Annotated in this window: 20 protein-coding genes; 10 read left to right on the forward strand and 10 right to left on the reverse strand. The window is 64.4% G+C overall.

The features are described 5' to 3' along the window. Nucleotides 1-91: 91 nt before the first annotated feature. The 7 genes from A8V01_RS18070 to A8V01_RS18095 form a co-directional block, all read right to left on the reverse strand. The gene (locus A8V01_RS18070) at nucleotides 92-1651 is read right to left on the reverse strand and encodes a polyamine aminopropyltransferase (RefSeq protein ID WP_211295069.1); all 1560 of its coding nucleotides are present in this window, start codon (nucleotides 1649-1651) and stop codon (nucleotides 92-94) included. After that, complete coding sequence (locus tag A8V01_RS18075) at nucleotides 1644-1853, reverse strand: DUF350 domain-containing protein (RefSeq protein ID WP_103097588.1); 210 nt, start codon at nucleotides 1851-1853, stop codon at nucleotides 1644-1646. The genes A8V01_RS18070 and A8V01_RS18075 overlap by 8 nt, the downstream gene beginning before the upstream one ends. A 19-nt stretch (nucleotides 1854-1872) precedes the next feature. Beyond that, a complete protein-coding gene (locus A8V01_RS28715) occupies nucleotides 1873-2034 on the reverse strand; it encodes a hypothetical protein (RefSeq protein WP_170065977.1) in 162 nt (53 codons plus the stop codon). Next, entirely contained in the window at nucleotides 2031-3293 is a 1263-nt protein-coding gene (locus tag A8V01_RS18080) for a DUF4178 domain-containing protein (RefSeq protein ID WP_103097590.1), read from the reverse strand. The genes A8V01_RS28715 and A8V01_RS18080 overlap by 4 nt, the downstream gene beginning before the upstream one ends. Beyond that, a complete protein-coding gene (locus A8V01_RS18085) occupies nucleotides 3290-3955 on the reverse strand; it encodes a DUF4178 domain-containing protein (protein WP_103097592.1) in 666 nt (221 codons plus the stop codon). The genes A8V01_RS18080 and A8V01_RS18085 overlap by 4 nt, the downstream gene beginning before the upstream one ends. 21 nt (nucleotides 3956-3976) lie before the next feature. Then, a complete protein-coding gene (locus A8V01_RS18090) occupies nucleotides 3977-4966 on the reverse strand; it encodes an SPFH domain-containing protein (protein ID WP_103097889.1) in 990 nt (329 codons plus the stop codon). A 247-nt stretch (nucleotides 4967-5213) separates the two neighbouring features. Next, entirely contained in the window at nucleotides 5214-5564 is a 351-nt protein-coding gene (locus A8V01_RS18095) for a recombinase family protein (RefSeq protein ID WP_281256514.1), read from the reverse strand. A 42-nt stretch (nucleotides 5565-5606) separates the two neighbouring features. On the opposite strand from A8V01_RS18095, the gene A8V01_RS18100 reads away from it, so the two are divergent. From A8V01_RS18100 to A8V01_RS18125, 7 genes are all read left to right on the forward strand, one after another. Further along, on the forward strand, nucleotides 5607-6308 hold the full coding sequence (locus A8V01_RS18100; protein WP_211295070.1) for a sigma-70 family RNA polymerase sigma factor: 702 nt from the start codon (nucleotides 5607-5609) through the stop codon (nucleotides 6306-6308). A gap of 127 nt (nucleotides 6309-6435) precedes the next feature. After that, complete coding sequence (locus A8V01_RS18105) at nucleotides 6436-7437, forward strand: FecR family protein (protein ID WP_146037309.1); 1002 nt, start codon at nucleotides 6436-6438, stop codon at nucleotides 7435-7437. 165 nt (nucleotides 7438-7602) lie between these two features. Further along, on the forward strand, nucleotides 7603-8376 hold the full coding sequence (locus A8V01_RS29360; protein ID WP_245892706.1) for an STN domain-containing protein: 774 nt from the start codon (nucleotides 7603-7605) through the stop codon (nucleotides 8374-8376). A 24-nt stretch (nucleotides 8377-8400) separates the two neighbouring features. After that, on the forward strand, nucleotides 8401-10428 hold the full coding sequence (locus A8V01_RS18110; protein WP_245892707.1) for a TonB-dependent receptor: 2028 nt from the start codon (nucleotides 8401-8403) through the stop codon (nucleotides 10426-10428). Continuing rightward, entirely contained in the window at nucleotides 10428-11534 is a 1107-nt protein-coding gene (locus tag A8V01_RS18115) for a cytochrome-c peroxidase (RefSeq protein WP_245892708.1), read from the forward strand. The genes A8V01_RS18110 and A8V01_RS18115 overlap by 1 nt, the downstream gene beginning before the upstream one ends. Nucleotides 11535-11536: 2 nt before the next feature. Next, nucleotides 11537-12292 carry an energy transducer TonB gene (locus A8V01_RS18120; protein ID WP_103097596.1) on the forward strand — a complete coding sequence of 252 codons (756 nt, stop codon included), beginning with the start codon at nucleotides 11537-11539 and terminating at the stop codon, nucleotides 12290-12292. 85 nt (nucleotides 12293-12377) lie between these two features. Beyond that, nucleotides 12378-15227 (forward strand): M16 family metallopeptidase, encoded by a 2850-nt coding sequence (locus tag A8V01_RS18125; RefSeq protein ID WP_103097599.1) that lies wholly within the window; start codon nucleotides 12378-12380, stop codon nucleotides 15225-15227. 196 nt (nucleotides 15228-15423) lie between these two features. Here A8V01_RS18125 and hslU read toward each other — a convergent pair whose 3' ends face one another. Genes hslU through A8V01_RS18140 form a run of 3 tightly spaced genes read right to left on the reverse strand, consistent with a single transcriptional unit; the run spans nucleotide 15424 to nucleotide 17847 of the window. After that, the gene (hslU, locus tag A8V01_RS18130; RefSeq protein WP_103097601.1) at nucleotides 15424-16722 is read right to left on the reverse strand and encodes an ATP-dependent protease ATPase subunit HslU; all 1299 of its coding nucleotides are present in this window, start codon (nucleotides 16720-16722) and stop codon (nucleotides 15424-15426) included. Between the two features lie 13 nt (nucleotides 16723-16735). Beyond that, nucleotides 16736-17314, reverse strand: coding sequence for an ATP-dependent protease subunit HslV (gene hslV / locus A8V01_RS18135; RefSeq protein ID WP_103097604.1), 579 nt, complete (start codon nucleotides 17312-17314; stop codon nucleotides 16736-16738). Between the two features lie 44 nt (nucleotides 17315-17358). Continuing rightward, nucleotides 17359-17847 (reverse strand): outer membrane protein assembly factor BamE, encoded by a 489-nt coding sequence (locus A8V01_RS18140; protein ID WP_103097606.1) that lies wholly within the window; start codon nucleotides 17845-17847, stop codon nucleotides 17359-17361. 171 nt (nucleotides 17848-18018) lie between these two features. Between A8V01_RS18140 and A8V01_RS18145 the strand changes: the two genes are divergently transcribed. The 3 genes from A8V01_RS18145 to A8V01_RS18155 all read left to right on the forward strand — a co-directional run bounded on the left by A8V01_RS18145 (nucleotide 18019) and on the right by A8V01_RS18155 (nucleotide 20205). Further along, the gene (locus tag A8V01_RS18145; RefSeq protein WP_103097608.1) at nucleotides 18019-18546 is read left to right on the forward strand and encodes a ubiquinol-cytochrome C chaperone family protein; all 528 of its coding nucleotides are present in this window, start codon (nucleotides 18019-18021) and stop codon (nucleotides 18544-18546) included. Then, nucleotides 18543-19073 carry a YceD family protein gene (locus A8V01_RS18150; RefSeq protein WP_103097610.1) on the forward strand — a complete coding sequence of 177 codons (531 nt, stop codon included), beginning with the start codon at nucleotides 18543-18545 and terminating at the stop codon, nucleotides 19071-19073. The genes A8V01_RS18145 and A8V01_RS18150 overlap by 4 nt, the downstream gene beginning before the upstream one ends. 148 nt (nucleotides 19074-19221) lie before the next feature. After that, nucleotides 19222-20205: an endonuclease/exonuclease/phosphatase family protein gene (locus tag A8V01_RS18155; RefSeq protein ID WP_103097613.1), complete on the forward strand. Its 984-nt coding sequence runs from the start codon at nucleotides 19222-19224 to the stop codon at nucleotides 20203-20205. Nucleotides 20206-20221: the final 16 nt, after the last annotated feature.

The following is a 20221-nucleotide window of genomic DNA, read 5'->3' on the forward strand; positions in this document are numbered from 1 at the left end:
GCAGCCCGAGACCATGGCCGCGCCCAGCGTCGCCCCAAGGGCCGCCCCAAGCGCCACCGGCCCGCCCGCCAGCACGCCGCGCCGGGTGGCTTCACCCCTCATAGCGCCCCCACTCCCGCGCGAAGCTGCGGACGAGCGCCTGATTGTCGAGCCGGTTCACGGGCGTCGGACGGCGGGCCATGTCCGGCGGAAAGTCGAACATCGCGCGCTCCGCCGAAGGGCTGAGGAAGCGCAAGTCCGGCGGCAGGCGCACCTCTTCCGCAATCGGGCCATGCGCGGCCAGCGTGAAGCCCCATTCCCCGAAACTGGGCACATAGGCGTGATAGCCGCGCACGCCAAACCCTGCGGCCTCCAGCGTGCTGGCGACCGTCCAGTACGATTGCGGTGCGATCAGCGGAGAAGTGCTCTGCACCGTCATCACGCCTTTGGGCGCCAGCAAGCGGGCCACTTCGCGATAGAACGTCTCGGTATAGAGTTTGCCCAACGAGAACTCGGTCGGATCGGGAAAGTCCACGATGACCGCATCATACGCCTCCCTCGCCTCGCGCACCCAGCGGAAGGCATCGGCATTGCGCACAGTCAGCCGGGGAGAGGACAGCGAACCGCCGTTGAGCGCGGCCAGCTGGGGCGTGTCGCGAAACAGGCTGGTCATCTCGGGATCGAGGTCCACCAGCGTGACCTGCTGCACGCGCGCGTCGCGCAGTACCTCGCGCGCGGCCAGCCCGTCACCGCCACCAAGGATCAGCACCCGGCGCGGATCGGCCACGCGGCCCAGCACCGGCCACACCAGCGCCTCGTGATAGCGGTACTCGTCGCGGGTGGAGAACTGGAGGTTGCCGTTGAGGTAGAGCCGTAAATCGTCGCCGCGCCGCGTGATAACCATGCGCTGGTAAGGTGTAGAACGCGCGTAGATCACCGGCTCAGCATAGAAGGCAACTTCGGACCAGCGTTGCAGCCGGTCCGCCGCAAGGAGCCCGGCAACGAGGCTAGCGGCCACCAAGAGCGCCGCGATCACGTCCACCGCGATCCGCCGCTGCCCCCTCAGCGCGACCAGCAGCGCCAGCGCGACCGCCACGTTGGCAAGGCCGAAGACGAAGCCGGTGCGGATCATTCCCAGCCAGGGCACCAGCACCAGCGGGAACAGCAGCGAGGCGATCAGCGCGCCGACATAGTCGTATGTAAGGACATTGGAGACGAGTTCGCGGAACGCAAAGCGATGTCGCAGGATGCGGATCAGCAGCGGGATTTCCAGCCCTACCAGCACGCCGATCGCCAGTACCAACGCATAGAGCACGACGCGGAAATCGCCTACCATCGGGAACAGAAGGAACAGCCCCGCCGCCGACCATCCGCCCAGTGCCGCGATCAGGATCTCCACGCGCACGAACACGCCCATCTCGTCGCTGCGGACATGGCGCGAAAGCCAGCTGCCCACGCCCATGGCGAAAAGGTAGGTGCCGATGACGGTCGAGAACTGGGTGACGCTGTCGCCCAGCAGGTAGCTCGCCAGCGTGCCCGCGAGCAGTTCGTAGATCAGCCCGCACGTCGCGACGACCAGAACCGAGACGAGCAGGATCACCGCCAGCGAGGCGGGTGCCCTACCTTCGTCCGCGTCGCCTCCGCCTCGGGTACTCGCGCCGGTTTCAGCCATGAATGGCGGCGGCGATGATGTTCGATATGCCCAGCGCTACCGCACCGGCCAGCAGCGCGACCGCAAGGTTGCGCCGCTCGATGATCTCGCGCCACAATTCGCCGGGGGTCAGTTTGTCGACCAGCACGAAGCTGAAGACGAAGATCACGATGCCAAGCGCCGCATAAAGCAGGGTGGCGAGAAAGACCGAGAGTGTCAGCATGGGCCGTCTCCTTTGGGGTTCATTTGTGTGTGGGGCCGCGCACAAAGGCCCCGCCGCTACGCCCGCCCGAAGCGGAGCGCTCCTCGTCGGAATAGGGCGACCAGGCGTAATACGAGGCGCTGATCGCCCCCGCGAGGATCATGGTGGCCCAGAAGAGAAAGATCGCAAGGCGCACCGTCACCACTCTCGCTCCTTGCGCATCTGCCGCCAGAGGGCGAGCGAAGGGAACAGGAACAGCAGGAATGCTGCCGTCCACCAGTTGCCCCACGGGATCGCGCCCGTCTCCGCACGCACGGCCACCGTGATCGTGGTCGGCAGCGAATACCAGCCCAGTTCGGCGGCGGTCGGGTCCGAAGGCCAACCGTGGGCGGCGGCGTCCACGTAGAGGTCGTAAGTGCCGCGCGGAACTTGTCCGAACACCGTCGTGTCGCTGCGGCTGCCCTCCGTCCAGGAACCGTCGCTGTCGGTCCCGGAATACTGCTCGACGATGCCGTAACCGTCGATTGACTGGCCGGTCGCCCTGTCGACGAGCGAATAGTCGAGATCTACCCAGGTGTTCGTCAGCTGCTCGGCGCTGGCCTTCACCTTCACGAACTGGTGCGGGCGGCGGACCGAGATCGTGCCGATCTTCATGCCTTCGCGGGTCACGGCATAAGGCGCGTTGACGCTGCCGGATGCGCTGTCCACGGGGCCTGCTATCAGCACCATGGCCAACAACAGCACAAACAGCGCGCCGAGCGCGATGGCGAACATCATGGGGATGTCGTTTTCGCGGCGTTCCGTGGCCGCAAAGGGCGCGAAAGGCTGCGCTGCCGCGCGGCGACGCGGCTTGGGCGCGCTTAGGCCGAAAGCCTGCTCCACCGTATCGACATCGATCTCGACCAGCTCGGTCCAGTTGACTTCGCCGCCGCCACCCTCGCGCGAGAGGACGATGCCGCCGCGTTCGAACACGGCGGAGGCGACCTCGTCGCCTTTGCGAATGCGCCAGTAGAATTCGCCGAGCACCGCGGTGATGCGCACCGTGCCCGGCTCCTCGTGCCGAGCGTAGCGCTTGCCCCGCCATGTGACGGTGTCGTCATCGCCCTGCGGCAAGTCCAGCAGCATCGTGCCGAACTGCCACTCCCCTTCGCTCAGGATCAGCCAGCGATAGCCCGCGTAAGGGTTGAACAGCAGGAATTCGGCCCAGCGATAGCTCCCCTCGCTGCGCCGCAGGGCGCCCACCACCTCCCATTCGACATCGAACAGCGCGCCCCGCATACCAGGCTTGAGGCGAAAGCGCGCAGCCGCCGTATCATGCGCCTCGATCAGCGCGACTTCGGGGCGCGAGACGTCGAGCAGCGAACCGCAGTGCAGGCATGCAAGATTGACGCTGAAGCCCGCCGCGCGCACTTCCAGCGCACCGCCGCATTGCGGGCAGGTGATCGCGCGAACCGCCGTCATCGCTCCAGTCCCGCCGGGATCGTCCACCCTTCCATCTTGCGCAAGTTGCCGGGAGCCAGTGCCGCAAGCTCGCTGTAATGGCCCAGCCACGCGCTTGGGCCGCGCTCGTCGCGCTGGATGCTCACCGCCTCGCTGTCAGGGCCCCGAAAATCGATGCTGGCCATCACGCGGCCCGGCAGCGTGGCGAACGGCAGGTCGCCTTCGCTGCCAAGGCACTGCGCGTCCTTGCAGTCGACGGCGGTCAGGGTGACGTCCTCCACCTCTATCCGGGTGCCGACGGGAATGTCCCCGTTTCCTGCCGCAAAGGGCGCGATTGCCGGATGTTCGAGCAGGTCCGGGCGCGCGCGTGTCAGCATGAAGGCGCCCATCGCCTCACCCAGCCAGTGCTCGCTGCCATCGCCGCCGGACAGCAGCCACTCGTTCCACGATCCGTCGGCCCAGCCCCAGCGCACCCGGCCGATGACGGTGAGCAAGGCGTCCCCAATCCGGAAGCTGGTGCCCAGCTGGATCGGCGAGACATCGGGCGGCAGCACCGCAACCTTGCCGACTTCCTCAAGCGACAAGCCGTTGCGCAAGATCAGCGTATGGCAATAGGCGCAAGTGACATAGGGCAGCACGCTGCGCTCAGGCAGCGGCGCACCGCAGGATGGGCAATTGCTCACGCTGTCCCCCCGAAATGCCCGTCAGCGAATGCGCGAGAGTAGCTCGGCCTTCTTGGCGTCGAACTCTTCCTGGCTGAGCGCGCCGAGCGTCACCAACTTGTGAAGCTTCTCGATCGTGGCGATGGGGTCTTCGGCAGGCTGCGCGGGCGCGGCAGCTGCCGTGGTGCCCAGCCCCTGCGCCATCGCGCCGCCAAGCGCGGTCGCCGCTGCAACGCCCGCGCCGATCCCCGCGACAGAGCCGCCTCCCTGCCCGGCGGCAGCCTCGATCGCCTCCGCCGCCTGGAAACGGGTGTAATTGGCAAGATCGCCCAGCACCCGCATCGACGATCCCTTATCGAGATGGGCCTGCACTTCCTCAGGCAACGAGATGCTCTCGACATAGAAGCTCATGCATTCGAGCCCCCACTGCGCGAAGGCCTTGTCGACTTCCACCCGGATACGGTCGGAGAACGCCTGCTGGTTCGCCGCAAGGTCGAGGAAGGGCACGCCGCCCCCTCCCAGCGCCGTAGCAATCGCGGTCTGGATGGCAGCGCGAAGCTGCGGTTCGAGCGAAGCGACCGTCACGCCTTCAAGCGTTCCGACCACCCGTTCCACGAAAGTATCGACCCCGGCAATGCGGAAGGAATAGGATCCGAAAGCCCGCAGCCGCAGCGCGCCGAATTCCGCATCGCGCACGGTAACGGGCTGGCCCGTGCCCCACTTCAGCCCCTGATGTTCCTTGAAGGACAGGAACACGACGTCGGACTTGAACGGAGAGGTAAAGCCCTTGTCCCAGTGCATCAGGCTGGTCAGGATCGGCAGGTTCGCCGTGTCGAGCCGGTGCAGGCCGGACTCGAATGTATCGGCAAGGCTACCCTCGTTCACGAAGAGCGCCACCTGTCCTTCGCGCACCGTAAGCTGCGCGCCGTTCTGGATTTCCCGCCCCTCGAAAGGGACGCGCCAGGCAAGATCGCCGGGCTTTTCGATCCAGTCGATCACATCGACGAATTGCTTTTTCAGGAAACCGAACATCAGGCCCGCCAAGATTGAGATGATCCGACGTTACACGCAAATCATACTCACGAAAGCGAGAAACTCAGCCCGCCCACATCTTTGCCAAACCGTATCCGCATTTCTTTTGTCCGCGTCGATATAGGCTGGGGTGGTTAGGGCCATGTCTAAACTAGATCTGCAACGATCCCTTTGAAAAAGGCAAGGAAACCCGCAGGACTGAAAAGGGAGCGCGTAGCTGGCAAACCGATGCAAGCAAGGAGGGGAACTAAGGCTCGCGTTCTCCAGGCCAAGATTGCTGATAGTCCAAAGGCGACCGATTGTAACGGTCGGGCATGTTACTCCGGGTGCGCTGTCTGGTCAGGTCGGCTTCAAATTCCGCAAACGTGGCACGGATGTTGACGAACATCTTGCCTATGGGATCAGCGGGGCTATGCACGCGCGCGCCAAGCTGGACCTTCTCCCCTCGCGCGCCTGGGTCCGATGGGGCAAATCCGTCGAGCTTGGGGACAACAAATGTGTCGCCATCACGAACCGTTGCAAGGGCTTGATCCAGCCCAGCCCGCATCCGGTTCGTTTCAGTGACGCTCTTGTCGGTGTAGATGCAGTCCGCAGCCACACCTGTCTACCACGCCCACGTCACGCCGGTCGGATGCGTTCATTGAGCGATCCGCTCTGCCCCGCATCCACCTCTCGCGCGGTCTCTATCAAACTTGCCTCTCGAATCGAGAGTGCCTATCGGGATTTGCGAACGAATCGCAAGAGTGCCGAATTAAGATCCTTTCCGGATTCCGTGCGCACGAAAGGCTGCCCATTGAACGACCGGAAAACGCCAGCCACTAACGATGACGAGACCTTGGCGATGCGCACCTTCATGGCGCAGCGCCAGACGCTGACTGCCTATGCCGCCAAGGTGATCGGAAGCCGGGAACAGGCCGAGGACATCGTACAAGATGCCTGGTTGGCGCTTGCGGCACAGCAGGCTGGCTCCGAAGTGCGCGATCCGGCGGGATACCTTCGCACCATCGTGCGCAACCTCGCGATCGACAGGCTGCGCCAACGGATGCGCGAAAGCCGGCTGTTAGGCGGCGACATCGAAGGGGCGGCGCGGTCAGTGGCCGATGACAGCAGGACGCCCGAACAGGCGACCAGCGCGAAACGGGATCTCGCCTGCGTGCTCAGAGTGCTGCGCAGCCTGCCGGACCGTCAGCGCGTCGCCATCGAGATGCACCGCTTCGGCGAATACAAGCTGCGCGAGATCGCCGAGCATCTGGGGATATCACGCTCGCTTGCCCACCTCCTCATTTCCGACGGCATCACCGCCTGTACGCTTCGCTGCGGCATCGAAAGGCAGGCGCGATGACGATGAAATATTTATTGGAAAAGCGTCCGGCCCGAACGTCTCCCTTGCATGACACCTGCCATCATGTCCTTTCTGCCACCCGACTGTTGGCGATTATCACGTGCCGCACGGCCGGGAAGGTCAGGACGTGAGCGGTAAGGCGCGCACTACGCAGGAACAGGCGTCGGACTGGCTGGTGCTTCTGCACGATGCGCCGGAGGACAAGCAAGTTCAGGAAGGTTTCGAAGCCTGGCTGGACGCTGAACCGCAGAACGCCCTCGCCTGGGTGGATGCTATTGACGCTTTCGATGCCATCGGTGCGGTAGGATCGGAGATGGAGGCGCACTGGGGCAATGCAAATGCGGCGCCGGTACGTCAATCGAAAGGCATCCCTCCAAGCCGGCGAGGAAGAGGGTGGGTCAGGCGATCCCTGCCTTCCCGGCGCGCGCAGATTCTTGGTGGCCCGATCGCGGCCGCGCTCGCCCTGTGGTTCGCGCCGGCCGCAATGCTGCACGTCCGTTCTGACTATACCACCGCAGCAGGTGAACTGCGCACGTTGCAACTCGCCGACGGCAGTGTCGTCCGCATGGGGCCCGGAAGCGCAATCGCCGTCGATTATGGCAAGGATGCGCGAAGGGTCAGGCTTCTCGCAGGAGAGGCATGGTTCGACGTCACACACGATCCCTCGGCCCCATTCACGGTCGATGCGGGCGAGATCAGCACGGTGGTCCTTGGCACCAGCTTCGACGTAAGACGAAGCGGCGGCGCAACCGCTGTTTCACTAAAGCGCGGCCGTGTCCGCGTCGTCAATCATGGCACTGCATCGCCAAGCTCGCGCGAGCTCATGCCCGGACAATGGGCCAGAGTCGGGGCGGATCACGCGTTCGAAGTCGGACAGGGCAATCCGGAGCTGTTTGGTGCATGGCAGGCTGGCACGCTAGTTGCGCGCGATCGACCGATTGCCGAGGTAATCGAGGAACTTCGTCCTTGGTATGATGGCCGGATCTTGCTGCTCAATTCCGGGTTGGGCGATCGGCGCGTTGACGGCGTCTATAATGCCAGGAAACCGCGTAATGCACTCGACGCGCTGGTTTCGGATGCTGGCGGCCGCGTGCGGCAGATAACGCCATGGCTGATTATCATCTCGTGAAAACCAACCGTTTTTCAGCGTTCTGAGCCGGGATCGCGAAACTTCCAAAATTTTCTTTGGAAAACCGGCTTCGGCAATCGTCTCACTCCCAATGGTCGCCAAATGCACATGATGCGCAATAGCATCACGTCAGGCTTGAAGGAGTTTCGATCAATGCGCGGGGTAATGAACCACAGGAGCGGAAGGCCGACGATGATGGCGGCGGCTCTCCTGGCAACCACGGGAATGGCCGTGACCGCAACGGCCATTCCTGCATCCGCGCAGAGCACGCAGACGGGCACCTTCGACATACCCGCGCAACCATTGCTCGACGCGATCGTCGTATTCAATCGACAGTCAGGTATTCAGATCACGGCTCGGGGCGGAATCGGTGCCGGCCGTTATTCGAAGGCGGCCAAAGGCAAACTGACACCAGGCCAGGCGCTGGATAACATGCTGGAAGGCACCAACCTGCGCTGGCGCTGGATCGACAGCCGGACAGTGGCTTTGGAAGCCGTGCCCGATGAACAGGCAGATTCAAGGCCGCTTCTCACCTATGCGGCACACCCTGCGCGGGAAGTCGCGGACACTTCGGCGCAGGTTCTGCCTGAAGTGGTCGCTGACGGTGAACAAGCGGAAACCTACAGTATGGGCGCCGGCGCCGACTTCGGCGAAAGCACCATCAGCGAAGCGGATATCCAGGCGCGTTCGGCGGGATCGGGCGACGCGAACCAGTTGCTCAAGATCCTGCCGAGCGTCCAGTTCATGAACGATGAAGGCCTGGCCACGCGCGAGGACATCATGGACCTGCGGCCGGCGGATATTTCCATCTCGGGCGGGCGCTATTACGATAACCTCGTCACGCTGGACGGGATCGACGTCAATTCACGGATGGACACTACCCAGTCCGTAACCACCAGCACTTACGAACTGATGAGCGCCAGCCCGCAGTCGATCTGAGTCGATACCAACCTGATCGGCGAGATGACGGTGCGGGATTCCAACGTCTCGGCACAATACGGCCGCTTCACGGGTGGCGTGCTCGATGTGAAGACCCGTGCGCCGAAGCGGGCATGGGGGCTGACGAGTTCGGTATCCTACACCTCTGACGCGCTGACGCATTTCCGCATCTCCGACAAGTCGCGCGCAGCGCTGGAAGACGAGGACATGCCGGAAAAGCCCGCGTTCGAGAAATGGCGCTACGGCGTCACCCTCGACGTTCCGGTGTCCGGGGACGTGGGGCTTCTGCTTGCCTACAACCGTTCACGCGCCGATGTGACCTATCAGCGCTCGGCAGCCTATGGCAGCACCAAGTTCGGCCAGACCAGCAAGAGCGACAACTTCCTGGCCAAGTTCGATGCCGATCTGGCGGACGACCTCAAGCTGACCGGCCAATTCGCCTATTCCCCCTACAGCAGCGAATATGCCGACGCGGGCGCGGTGGAGAACACCATCACATCCAAGGGCGGAGGGATCACCAGCAAGCTGGAACTGGCCCACTCCGGTGAAAACGAGTGGACGATAACCGGCATCTTCTCGCACAGCGATACCGGCCGGGAAGCCGAATCGAACCGCTACACACTGCCGTCGTGGACAAGCAATGGCAGCGTCTGCTCGTCCACCAATTGCCTTATCGGCGGCTTCGGTGATCTGGACCAGACGCAGGATACTTTCGGGCTTTCGGGCAAGTGGTCACGCGATCTGGGGCCGGGCAGGATTTCAGCGGGCATCGACTACCAGCACATCGACGCCATGCGTCGGCGGCCGGAGGACAACTGGTTCTACAACGGCAGCACTGCGCAGACCCTGTCCAGCACCATCGTATGCGCCGATGGCGACAGCATGACCTGTGTGACCGGCGACTATGCGCTGACACAGGGGCAGCTCTATGCCGCCTATACCGCGCGCGTCCGCCTGGACAGCGTGGCGGGGTGGGGCGAATATTCGGTGAGTATCGGCCGCGTCTCGGTCCGTGCCGGCATGCGCTACGATTACGAAAGCTACCTTGGCAACCACACGTTCGCGCCGCGCCTTTCCGCGACCTATGACCTGCCGTGGAGCGACTGGAGCATCTCGCTGGGGGCGAACCGCTATTACGGCCGATCGATGCTGGCCTATGCCCTGCGTGACCAGTACCCGGACAACTACAGCTACAAACGCGCCGCCACCGTCAGCGGGGGCAGCAACGTCTATTCGGACGACGGCTGGTACATGTCCGCGACCAGCCATTCGCTGAGCTATTCAAGCGGCGGCGGGTCGAAAACGCCCTATTCGGACGAGCTTTCCGCCGCCCTGTCCGGCAGGGTGTTGGGCGGTATGCTGCGCGTGAAGGGCATCTACCGCGAAGGCAACAACGAATTCACCCGTTCCGTATCCGAGAAGGTGACCAAGACCCTCGATAACGGCGGGACCTCCACATACACAAATTATGTCATGACCAATGACGGATACAGCAAGTACAAGGGCGGCTCCATCGAGTGGACGCGGACCTTCGGCAAGCACGCGATCGCGCTGAACGCCAACTATTCGAAAACATCTTCCACCAACTGGGATTATTTCGACGGCGTCGACGACATCACCGAAGGCACTATGGTGGCGTTCAACGGCCAGATCATGTCCGTTGCCGACGTCGAGCAGATGAACCAGCGCGCCAACATGGCATCGCCGCTGATCATCAACGCCAGCTGGACCGGGCGCTGGCTGGATGACCGCCTGACCACCAACGTCAATCTACGCTACCGCAACGGCTACAAGCGCATTGAGGACACCGAACAGAGCACCACGATCGAGGGCACCACTTACGATCTCTACGATTACGTGACGTACGCGGATTCGATCGACGTCAACCTCAACGCCCGGTTCGAAGTGCTGCGCACCGCGCTGGGTGGCCTGACGCTTGAAACGCGGGTGGCCAATCTGCTGGACCGCATCCCTTCGCCCAACAGCACCGCGACCTCGCAGCCCTGGCAGTTCGGTCGCTCGTTCTGGGTCGGGGCTACGTACCGCTATTGATGCTCATGCCTGTCGGAAAAGTCCTGTGCCGCCTTCTGGCAGGCGCAGCACTGTGCATCGTCGCGGTGAAAGCGTCGGGCAAGGGCGAGCCTGCCGCCGTCGAGAACATGCCCTCGACGGCGCAGTTGCGCCATCTCTATGCTGGGCTGCCCGAAACGTGGCCGCGCCCGCAATTGAAGGAGGGCGCGCATTTCACCGAGTTCGCACCGCTGTCGCCCCTGCCTGCCCCCACGGCGCAGGAGAAGGCTCTGGCCGCGATCGGAAAGCGCCTGTTCGACGACCCGGCGCTTTCCGGCAGCGGCCAGATCGCCTGCTCGTCCTGCCACGCCGCCGAACTGGGGCTGGGCGATGGCCTGCGCACCGCGTTCGGAGACGGCCGCCAGCGCGGACGCCGCAATGCCATGTCGCTCTACACCGCCGCATGGATGACCCCTTTGTTCTGGGACGGCCGCGCTGCCAGCCTTGAAGAGCAGGCGCTTGGCCCCATCACCGATCACAAGGAGATGGCCGGTGACCCGAAGGCCGTGGCCGCCCGCATCCGCCGCGATGCCGGATATCGCGCCGCCTTCGCGGCCATCGACGGGCCGGGCGCGGTCACGATGGTCGATCTCACTCGCGCGCTTGCCGCATACGAGCGGACGCTGGCTCCGCCGCGCTCGCGCTGGACCAGGGTGTTCTCCGCAGGAGGTCAGATCCTGAACGACGAGGAACTGGCCGGGCTGCACCTGTTCCGCACCAAAGCGGGCTGCGTATCCTGCCACAATGGCCCGCTGCTGTCCGACCAGCGCTTCCACAACCTTGGCATCAGCTACTACGGCCGCCCTTTCGAGGATCTGGGCCGGTACGATGTGACCGGCGACAGCGCCGACGTCGGGCGGTTCCGGACCCCCTCGCTGCTCGGGATCGGACGCACCGCGCCTTACATGCACAATGGCCTGTTCCCGGCGCTGGAGGATGTGCTCGCGCTCTACAACGCTGGTGGCGGCAAGGATCGCAACCGGCCCAGCGGCAAGGCGCCCCCGCCGACGCATGACCCGCTGCTGGCACCGCTTGGCCTGACGCCGCAAGAGCGCACCGCGCTCGTCGCTTTCCTGAAGGTGTTGTGACCATGCCGGCACAGTTGAAATCCGCCGTTCTTGCTGCGGGCGTCCATGGTGTCGCGCTCTTGCTGGCGTGGGCAGGCTGGCGCAGCGCGCCACCCCTCCCACCGGCTACCGAGCGAGGACTGCAGGTGACGACGATGGCGCTCAGCGCCGCGAAGGCGGAAGAGCAACGGTCCCGGCCCCGGACCAGGCCTGTGGAACCGGCGAAGTCACCCGCCACCGAGGCCACCCCACAGGCTCGGCCGATGCCCGCCAGTCCATCGCCACAGCCCTTGCGGATCGCCCTTTCGGAGCGGGAACAGGCAAGTGCCGTGAAGATCGCCGCCGCCCCGCCGCCGCCTCCCGGCAAGGCGGGCAGCGCCGAAGGTGCGGCGGGCGATCCCTCCGCGAGCACGGCCCCTGCAGAAACCCAGACAGCAACATCCACCCCCTCTCCCGCCGGGCAGGCCGCGCCCGCACGGTCGGTGAAGGGTGCGGACACTTACGCCCTTCGCGTATTCCGGCATATCCGCGCGGCCAAGCAGTTCCCCGCCCATCTTGCCCGCACGGGCGTGCAGGGCCGGGTGCTGGTTCGCTTCGACATCACGTCCGCCGGCGATGCCACCGGCGTCGGCATCGCGCGCAGCAGCGGCGTGGCGGTGCTTGATGCGCTGGCGCTGGAGCAGATCCGCGCCGCCGTGCCTTACCCCCGGCCACCCCGCCAGCTTGAGGCCGTCCACCTCCATTTCATCGTGCCCATGACCTATCGCCCCGCTTCCTGAGCGACGGTGAAAGCACATTGCAACGAAGGGCACCCACCACCGCCCTTCGCCTCCCATAAAAAGAGCCGGAGCCCCGCGCTATACCATGAAGACCTGCCTGACTGCCCTCGCCCTGATCCTTGCCGCAACGCCGCTGGCCGCGCAGGACAATCCGCGCCCCGACAACCTGTCCTGGGCCTTCGAAACCAGCGACGTGCCGGTGGACCGTGGTTTCCGCTTCGGCCGCCTGTCCAACGGCATGCGCTACGTGATCCGCCATAATGCAACGCCCGCCGGCACGGCCATCGTGCGCATGGACGTGAAGGCAGGCTCGCTGGACGAAGGCCCTGCCGAGCGCGGCTTCGCGCATTTCCTGGAACATATGGCCTTCAATGGATCGCGCAATGTTCCCGAGGGCGAGATGGTCCCTTTGCTCGAACGCGAGGGGCTGGCGTTTGGAGCGGACACCAATGCCTCCACGACTTTCGGCCGGACGCTCTACAAGCTGGACCTGCCGCGCGCAGATGCGAAGCTGCTGGGCACTGCCCTGATGTTGATGCGCGAGACTGCCGGCAACCTCACCCTCACGCCTGAAGCCGTGGCGCGCGAACGCGGCGTGGTCATGGCCGAGATGCGCGACCGCAATTCCTACGGCCTTCGCAACACGACTGACAGCATGGATTTCTTCTATCCGGGCTCTCTCTATACGCAGCGCCTGCCGATCGGCACCACCGAGACGCTGAACGCCGCCACCGCTGCATCCTTGCGCGCCTTTTACGAGCGCGAATACGTGCCCGCCCATGTGACGCTAGTGGTGGTCGGCGATATCGACGTCGATGCGGTGGAGGCCGACATTCGGCGCCGCTTCGGAGATTGGCAAGCGCACGCTTTCGAGGCCCAGCCCGACGCCGGACCGATCAATCTGGCCGACCGGGACCGTATCCGCATCTACACCGACCCTGCCCTGTCGGAACGCGTCACCCTGCGACGCCACGGCGCCTACATCGATGCGCCCGATACGCTGGCGAACCGCGAACAGGCTACGCTGCGCGCGGTTGGCTATGCCATCGTCAACCGCCGTCTCGGCCGCCTTGCCCGCAGTGCCACCCCGCCTTTTCGCAGCGCCGGATTTGGTACCGGCGACCTGTTCGAGACGGCCCGCTCGACCGCGCTTTCGGTGAGCACCGTCGATGGCGGGTGGCGCGTCGGCCTGCTTGCCGCCAGGGCGGAGTACCGACGCGCCCTGCTGCACGGCTTCACGGTTGACGAAGTGGCGGAGCAGGTAGCGCGGCTGCGCACGACGGCCCGGAACGCGGCCGCGTCAGCCGATACCCGCAGCAACGGCGCGCTGGCGCAGCAGGCGCTGGCGCTTGTCGAAGGCCGGGTCGTTCCCACCGCGCCGCAATCCGCGCTGGAGCGCTTCGAGGCTTTCGCACCCGGCATCACACCTGCCGCCGTCCTCGACGCCATGCGGGAAGAAGCCGTGCCGCTGGGGCAGCCGCTTATCCGCTTCGAAGGGCGCAAGGCGCCCGAAGGCGGCGAGCAGGCGCTGCGCGCGGCATGGGCGCAGGTAGAGGACAGCAAGGTTGCCAGCCGCACCGAGGCCAGGGCGAAGCCGTTCGCCTACACCGCGTTCGGCACCCCCGGACGGGTGGTGAGCGATGCGAAAGGGCCGCTGGATATCCGCCAGATCCGTTTCGAAAACGGCGTCATGCTCAACCTGCGCCGCACCGATCTGGAAAAGGAGCGCGTCCGTGTCAGCCTTGCCATCGACGGCGGCGACCGACTGAACACTTTGAAAAACCCCCGCGCCACACGACTGGTAGCCAACCTTGCCGATGGTGGACTTGGCCGCCATAGCGTGGATGAACTCCAGACCATCCTTGCCGGGCGCAGCGTCGGCGCAGGGTTGGCAAGCGGACCGGTCGCCTTCAACGCCGGAGCCGCGACCACGCCGCGCGATCTTCAGTTGCAGCTGGAACTGCTTGCCGCGCTGATCACCGATCCGGGTTATCGCCCCGAAGGCGAAGTGCGCTATCGCCAGGCCATCGACGCCACTTTCGCGAAACTTGACGCAACGCCCAAGTCCGCGCTGCAGGCCCGCTTCGGCGGGTTCACCAGTGGCGATGACCCGCGTTTCACCCTTGGCACCGCCGATGACTATCGTGCCTTGTCCTATGCCCGCCTGAAGGGCGATATCGAAGAGCGCCTGGCCCATGGCGCAATCGAGATCGGGCTGGTCGGCGATTTCGAAGAAGAAGCCGCGATCGCCCTCGTCGCCCGCACGTTCGGTGCCCTGCCCCGGCGCGATGCGGTGTTCGGCGTGCAGGATCAGCAATCCCCGCGCGTCTTCCCCAGCGGGCCGGCCGGGCAGGTGACCCGCCACGTCGTCCACCACCAGGGGCCCACCGATCAAGCGATCGTGCGCATGTTGTGGCCCACTCGCGACGACGAAGACCCGCTGGAAGTCGCGCGACTGGAACTGCTTCACGAAGTCATGGATATCGCGCTGATCGAACAACTGCGCGAGGCGCTGGGCAAGGCCTATTCGCCCGGTTCCAGCAGTTCGATGTCTCATATCTGGAAAGGTTACGGTTATTTCCAGGTCAATGCTTCGGTTGAGCCTGCCGAGATCGATGAAACCCGTGACACCATCCGCAACGTCATCGCCAGCCTGCAAGCAGCGCCTGTCAGCGAAGACACCCTGCTGCGTGCCCGCGCACCGATGCTTGAACGCCTGCGTAATGCGTTGAAGAGCAATGGTGGGTGGATGGGACTTGCAGCGCGCGCTCAGTCCGAACCCGATCGCATCGTTCGCTTCCAGAATGCGGAGGCCGTGTTACGCTCCATCACCGCCAACGACATACAGGAGATGGCGCGCCATTACCTCGACGTGAATGGGGGCATGGAAATCCTTGTGCTTCCTGCGAGTCAGGCGAGTACGCACGGAGCTTGAGTGCGCCTGACAGTTTTCTGCATGAAAATGGCAGTTTGGAAGTAGGCGAGCGCGGCGGGTCTTTTGCTCAAAGACCCGCCGCGCTCGCCTAACAGCGATGTTCCGGCCGCCCGCATTCTGCCGATGAGCAACCGGGAATGGCAGCTATCGGGCCGCTTCCTGCCGTGTTGAGTTTCGCGATAGAAGCTGGGTGCCCTCAGAGGATATACTTCGAAAGGTCCGCATTCCCCGCAAGACCTTCCAGCTTTTCACGCACATAGGACTGGTCGATCGTCACCGTTTCGCCCTTGCGATCCTCCGCTTCAAAGCTCAGCTCTTCCAGCAGCTTTTCCATCACCGTCTGCAGACGGCGAGCGCCGATGTTCTCGACGCTTTCGTTCACCTGAGCGGCGATCTTCGCGATCTCGCCGATGGCGTCTACCGTCACTTCGACCGTCACCTCTTCCGTGCCGAGCAGCGCCTTGTACTGCGCGATGAGGTTGGCCCGCGTCTCCGACAGGATACGCACGAAGTCCTCCTCGGTCAGCGCCTTCAGTTCGACGCGGATCGGCAGGCGGCCCTGCAACTCGGGCAACATGTCGCTGGGCTTGGCGACGTGGAAGGCGCCGCTGGCAATGAACAGGACGTGGTCGGTCTTCATCGGGCCGTACTTGGTGGCGACCGTCGTGCCCTCGATCAACGGGAGCAGATCGCGCTGCACTCCTTCGCGGGAAACCGAGCCCCCGCGCACGTCCGACACTGCGATCTTGTCGATCTCGTCGAGGAAGACGATGCCGTTGTGCTCCGCATTGGCAAGCGCAACGCGAGCGACGTCATCCTGATCGAGCCGCTTTTCCGACTCTTCATCGACCAGCTTGTCCCAGGCGTCAGGCACCTTCATCTTGCGGCGCTTCATGCGGCCACCGCCCAGCTTGCCCATGATGTCGCCAAGGTTGATCATGCCTACGGAACCGCCCATGCCGGGAATCTCCATCGGCCCGGCAGGGCTGTCCTCGACCTCGATTTCCACCTCGGTTTCGTTCATCGCGTTTTCGGTGATGCGCTGGTGGAACGCCGCGCGGGTCGCTTCCGAAGCACCTTCGCCGACAAGTGCGTTGAGCAACCTGTCCATCGCCGCCTTGCTGGCCGCCTCGCGCACGGATTCGCGGCGGCGCTCCTTCTCGATGCGGATCGCTTCCTCGACGAGATCGCGGGCGATCTGCTCCACGTCCCGGCCGACATAGCCGACCTCGGTGAACTTGGTCGCCTCCACCTTCACGAAGGGCGCATCCGCGAGCTTCGCCAGCCGGCGACTGATCTCGGTCTTGCCGCAGCCCGTCGGCCCGATCATCAGGATGTTCTTGGGCGTCACCTCATCGCGCAGATCGGCGCCGAGACGCTGGCGGCGCCAGCGATTGCGCAGGGCCACTGCAACGGCCTTCTTGGCCTCGGTCTGGCCGACGATGTGCGCGTCAAGCGCGGCGACGATCGCCTTGGGCGTAAGATTGTCGTTCATGTGTTTTCCCGGTTCAGACGGTCTCGACCGTCACGCGGTCATTGGTGAAGACGCAGATATCGGCAGCAACCTGCATGGCCTTGCGCGCGATGGTTTCGGCATCACCTTCATAGGCGTCGATGGCACGGGCAGCCGCCAGCGCATAATTACCGCCCGAGCCGATCGCGGTGATCTGGCTATCGCCGCCTGCAGCGCCCTCGGGCTCCAGAACGTCGCCATTGCCGGTAAGGACCAGCAGCGTTTCGGCATCGGCAACGATCATCAGCGCTTCGAGATTGCGCAGGTACTTGTCGGTACGCCAGTCCTTGGCGAGCTCGACAGCCGCGCGCATCAGCTGGCCGCGATATTGCTCCAGCTTGCGCTCAAGACGCTCGAAAAGGGTGAAGGCATCAGCCGTGGCACCAGCGAAACCGGCAATCACCTTGCCGCCTTCCCCGATGCGCCTGACCTTGCGGGCGTTCGGCTTCATCACCGTGTTGCCCATGGAAACCTGGCCATCACCGGCGATGACGGTCTTGCCGCCCTTCCTTACGCCGATGATGGTCGTTCCGTGCCACTGAATGAGGCCGTGGCTCGCCCCGTCGTTGTTCATGAGCGCGGATATATGCCGCGCTCCGGCCGGTTCAAGTCAGGAGATCAGCTGCCGTTCGGGCCGGGGCCCTGCGGGGCCTGGCCCATGCCACCGGCACCAACCGCACCAATGTTGCCGAACAGGTCTTCAAGCAGGCTGCGATGACGGCCCAGCGTCGGCGTGACGTGACCGTCCGGATCGATCCGGGCGACCTGTTCCGCACCGCGCTTGTCCACGGCAACGACGTTGTTCGCCGCATCGAAACGGACACGCAGCACCGTCTGGCTATCGGTGCGCGGCTTGCGGAAGGGCGGAGTCTTCACCTGCTGCGAGACATAATACCAGTCCTTGGTGCCAAACTGGCTTTCGAACGTCGGGCGACCGAGGGTCTTTTCCACCGACATGCGGTTATCGATGCCCGGCTGCACCGAATCGAGCAGCGCCTGATCGATCAGATAACCGCGATGGTCGCGGATCGACGAGCAGCCGCCGACCAGAGTGGCGACCGCCAGCGCAATGCCTGCCGCTGCCACCTTGAGACCAACCTTGCGCATTTCAACACTCCAAACCGCAGGAACAGAAGCGGCAGGCATTGCCAGCCGCGCCCATACCCATATATCGCCAGACGGCCTTAAGCCCCCATAAGCGCCCGCGCAATGGGCGTTGGGGCAGACCGGTTGAATTGCTCCTTAACGGACACCCTCGAAGAAAGGCCCGTCGTTATCGTGTCCCTGCTCTCTCGCCTTCTCCGTAAAGGCCCCGATTCCCGTGAAGCGGTGCGTCCGCTCTGGCATCGCGTGGTCGAAATCGCGCGCGAAAAGGCATGGTACGCCGAATGCGGCGTGGCCGATACCGTGCCCGGTCGTTTCGATGCGGTAACGCTGGTGCTGGCCCTGGTCATGCTGCGTGCCGAACGGGACAAGGACATCGACGACACGCTGATCAATCCTTCCGTGCGACTGACCGAGCTTTTCGTCGACGATATGGACGGCCAACTGCGTCAATCGGGCGTGGGCGATCTTGTGGTCGGCAAGCGCATGGGCAAACTGATGAGCGTTCTGGGCGGCAGGATCGGAGCAATGCGCGATGCGCTGTCGCAGGACGACGCAGCGCTGGCGGCGGCGTTGGAGCGCAACGTCACGCTGGTGGAAGGTGCCGACACCGCCCGCCTTGCCGCTCGGGTCCGCGCGCTACATGCCGCGATCGACGCCCTTTCCAATGAAGACCTGCTTGCTGCTAGGATCGCACGATGACCCCTGAATTTTCCCGCCAGCTCGACGTGCGCCAGATTGAAGGAAAGCACGTCCACCTATCCCCCAATGAGGCTGAACGCGCTGCGCTGGCAGAACGTTTCTCACTCGTGCGGATTGACGAACTCGTCGCCGAATTAGACCTGTCGACCAGCGAACGCGAAGGCGGGTTCCAGGTGGAGGCGCGCGGCACTCTGAAGGCCAGGATCATCCAGCCCTGCGCCGTCTCTGCCGAAGACATCCCGGTTTCGATCGACGAGCCGCTGTTCTTTCGTTTCGTGCCGATGACGACCGGCTATGAGCCGGACGAGGAATTCGAATTGACCGCGGACGAACTGGACGAAGTCGAATACGATGGCACCCATGTCGATATCGGCGAAGCGGTGGCGCAGAGCCTGGCTCTTGCCATCGATCCTTTCCTGACCGGCCCGCAGGCCGATGCGGCACGCAAGGCGGCCGGGATCGGTGCTCCTGAAGACAGTGGGCCGTTCGCCGCGCTCAAGGGGCTGAAACTGGGCGGCAACGACTAAAGCCGGGCGCCATTTCGCCAGCTTCAGGGTGCGGCTGATGAACCGCACCGTCACGCCTCCTTCACCGAAACGCAACGGCAGTTTCACACGGCGCTCATAATGGCGCCGTCAGGACCACATTGCGAATAGTTCGGGGGGAACGCGTCGCATGAAGAGCCTGACGAAGATGTCGCTTGCGACGGCCGCCGCGGTCGTCGTGCTGAACTTGTCCAAGCCGTCTCCGGCGGCCGCACCCGAACGCCCTTTCGCAGCTTCGGTGCGGGATGACGGGACGCTTTCGGTCATGACCTATAACGTCAAGGGCCTGCCCTTCCCGCTCGCCTATGGCCGCGCCGAGGCTCTGGGCCAGATCGGCGAACGCCTGCGCAAACTGCGCCGCGCGGGGCGGCAGCCTGACGTCATATTGTTGCAGGAAGCCTTCATTCCCGAAGCCAAGGCAATTGCCCGGCAGGCAGGCTATGCCCACGTGCTGCTCGGCCCCGACGTCAAGGATGCCGCAGGCAGCGGCCCGGCGGCTGACGTGTCGGCGAACAAGGCGTCTTGGAGCCGGGGCGAAACGGTCGGCCCGCAGGTCGACAGCGGCCTCGTCATCCTGTCGGATCACCCGATCGTGAAGGCCAGCCGCATGGCCTTCTCCCGAACGATGTGCGCCGGATTCGACTGTCTTGCGAGCAAGGGCGTGGTCATCGCCTGGATCGCCGTTCCCGGCCGTAACGCCCTCGTTGCCATCGCCGATACGCACCTCAATTCACGCAAGGCTTCAGGCGTTCCAATCGCACGCGCCAACCTGGCCTTCAGCCGTCAGGTGGCGGCAATCCGCGGATTTCTGCGCCGACAGGTCGATCCGCACACCGACCTGATCGTGGGGGGAGACTTCAACATCGGCCAAGATGCGCAGCGGGTCCTTGCCGCACGGGATCTGCTTGCGGGCGGGCAGGAAGCGGTCCAGGCAGCCGACTGCGCCCCCGACCAGCAGGCAGACATCGCCGCAATTCGCGCCCGCAACAAGGACAAGCTCTATTACCGTGGCCGAATGCGGCTGCGCAGCCTTGACGTGCCTTTGGGGAACGGCACCGGCGAGGATGCCTTTTCGGACCATCTCGGATACGTGGCGCATTACCAAATGTCGTGAAGGGGGGCGCCACCGT

The organism is Novosphingobium guangzhouense, assembly GCF_002896965.1.
Taxonomy (GTDB): domain Bacteria; phylum Pseudomonadota; class Alphaproteobacteria; order Sphingomonadales; family Sphingomonadaceae; genus Novosphingobium; species Novosphingobium guangzhouense.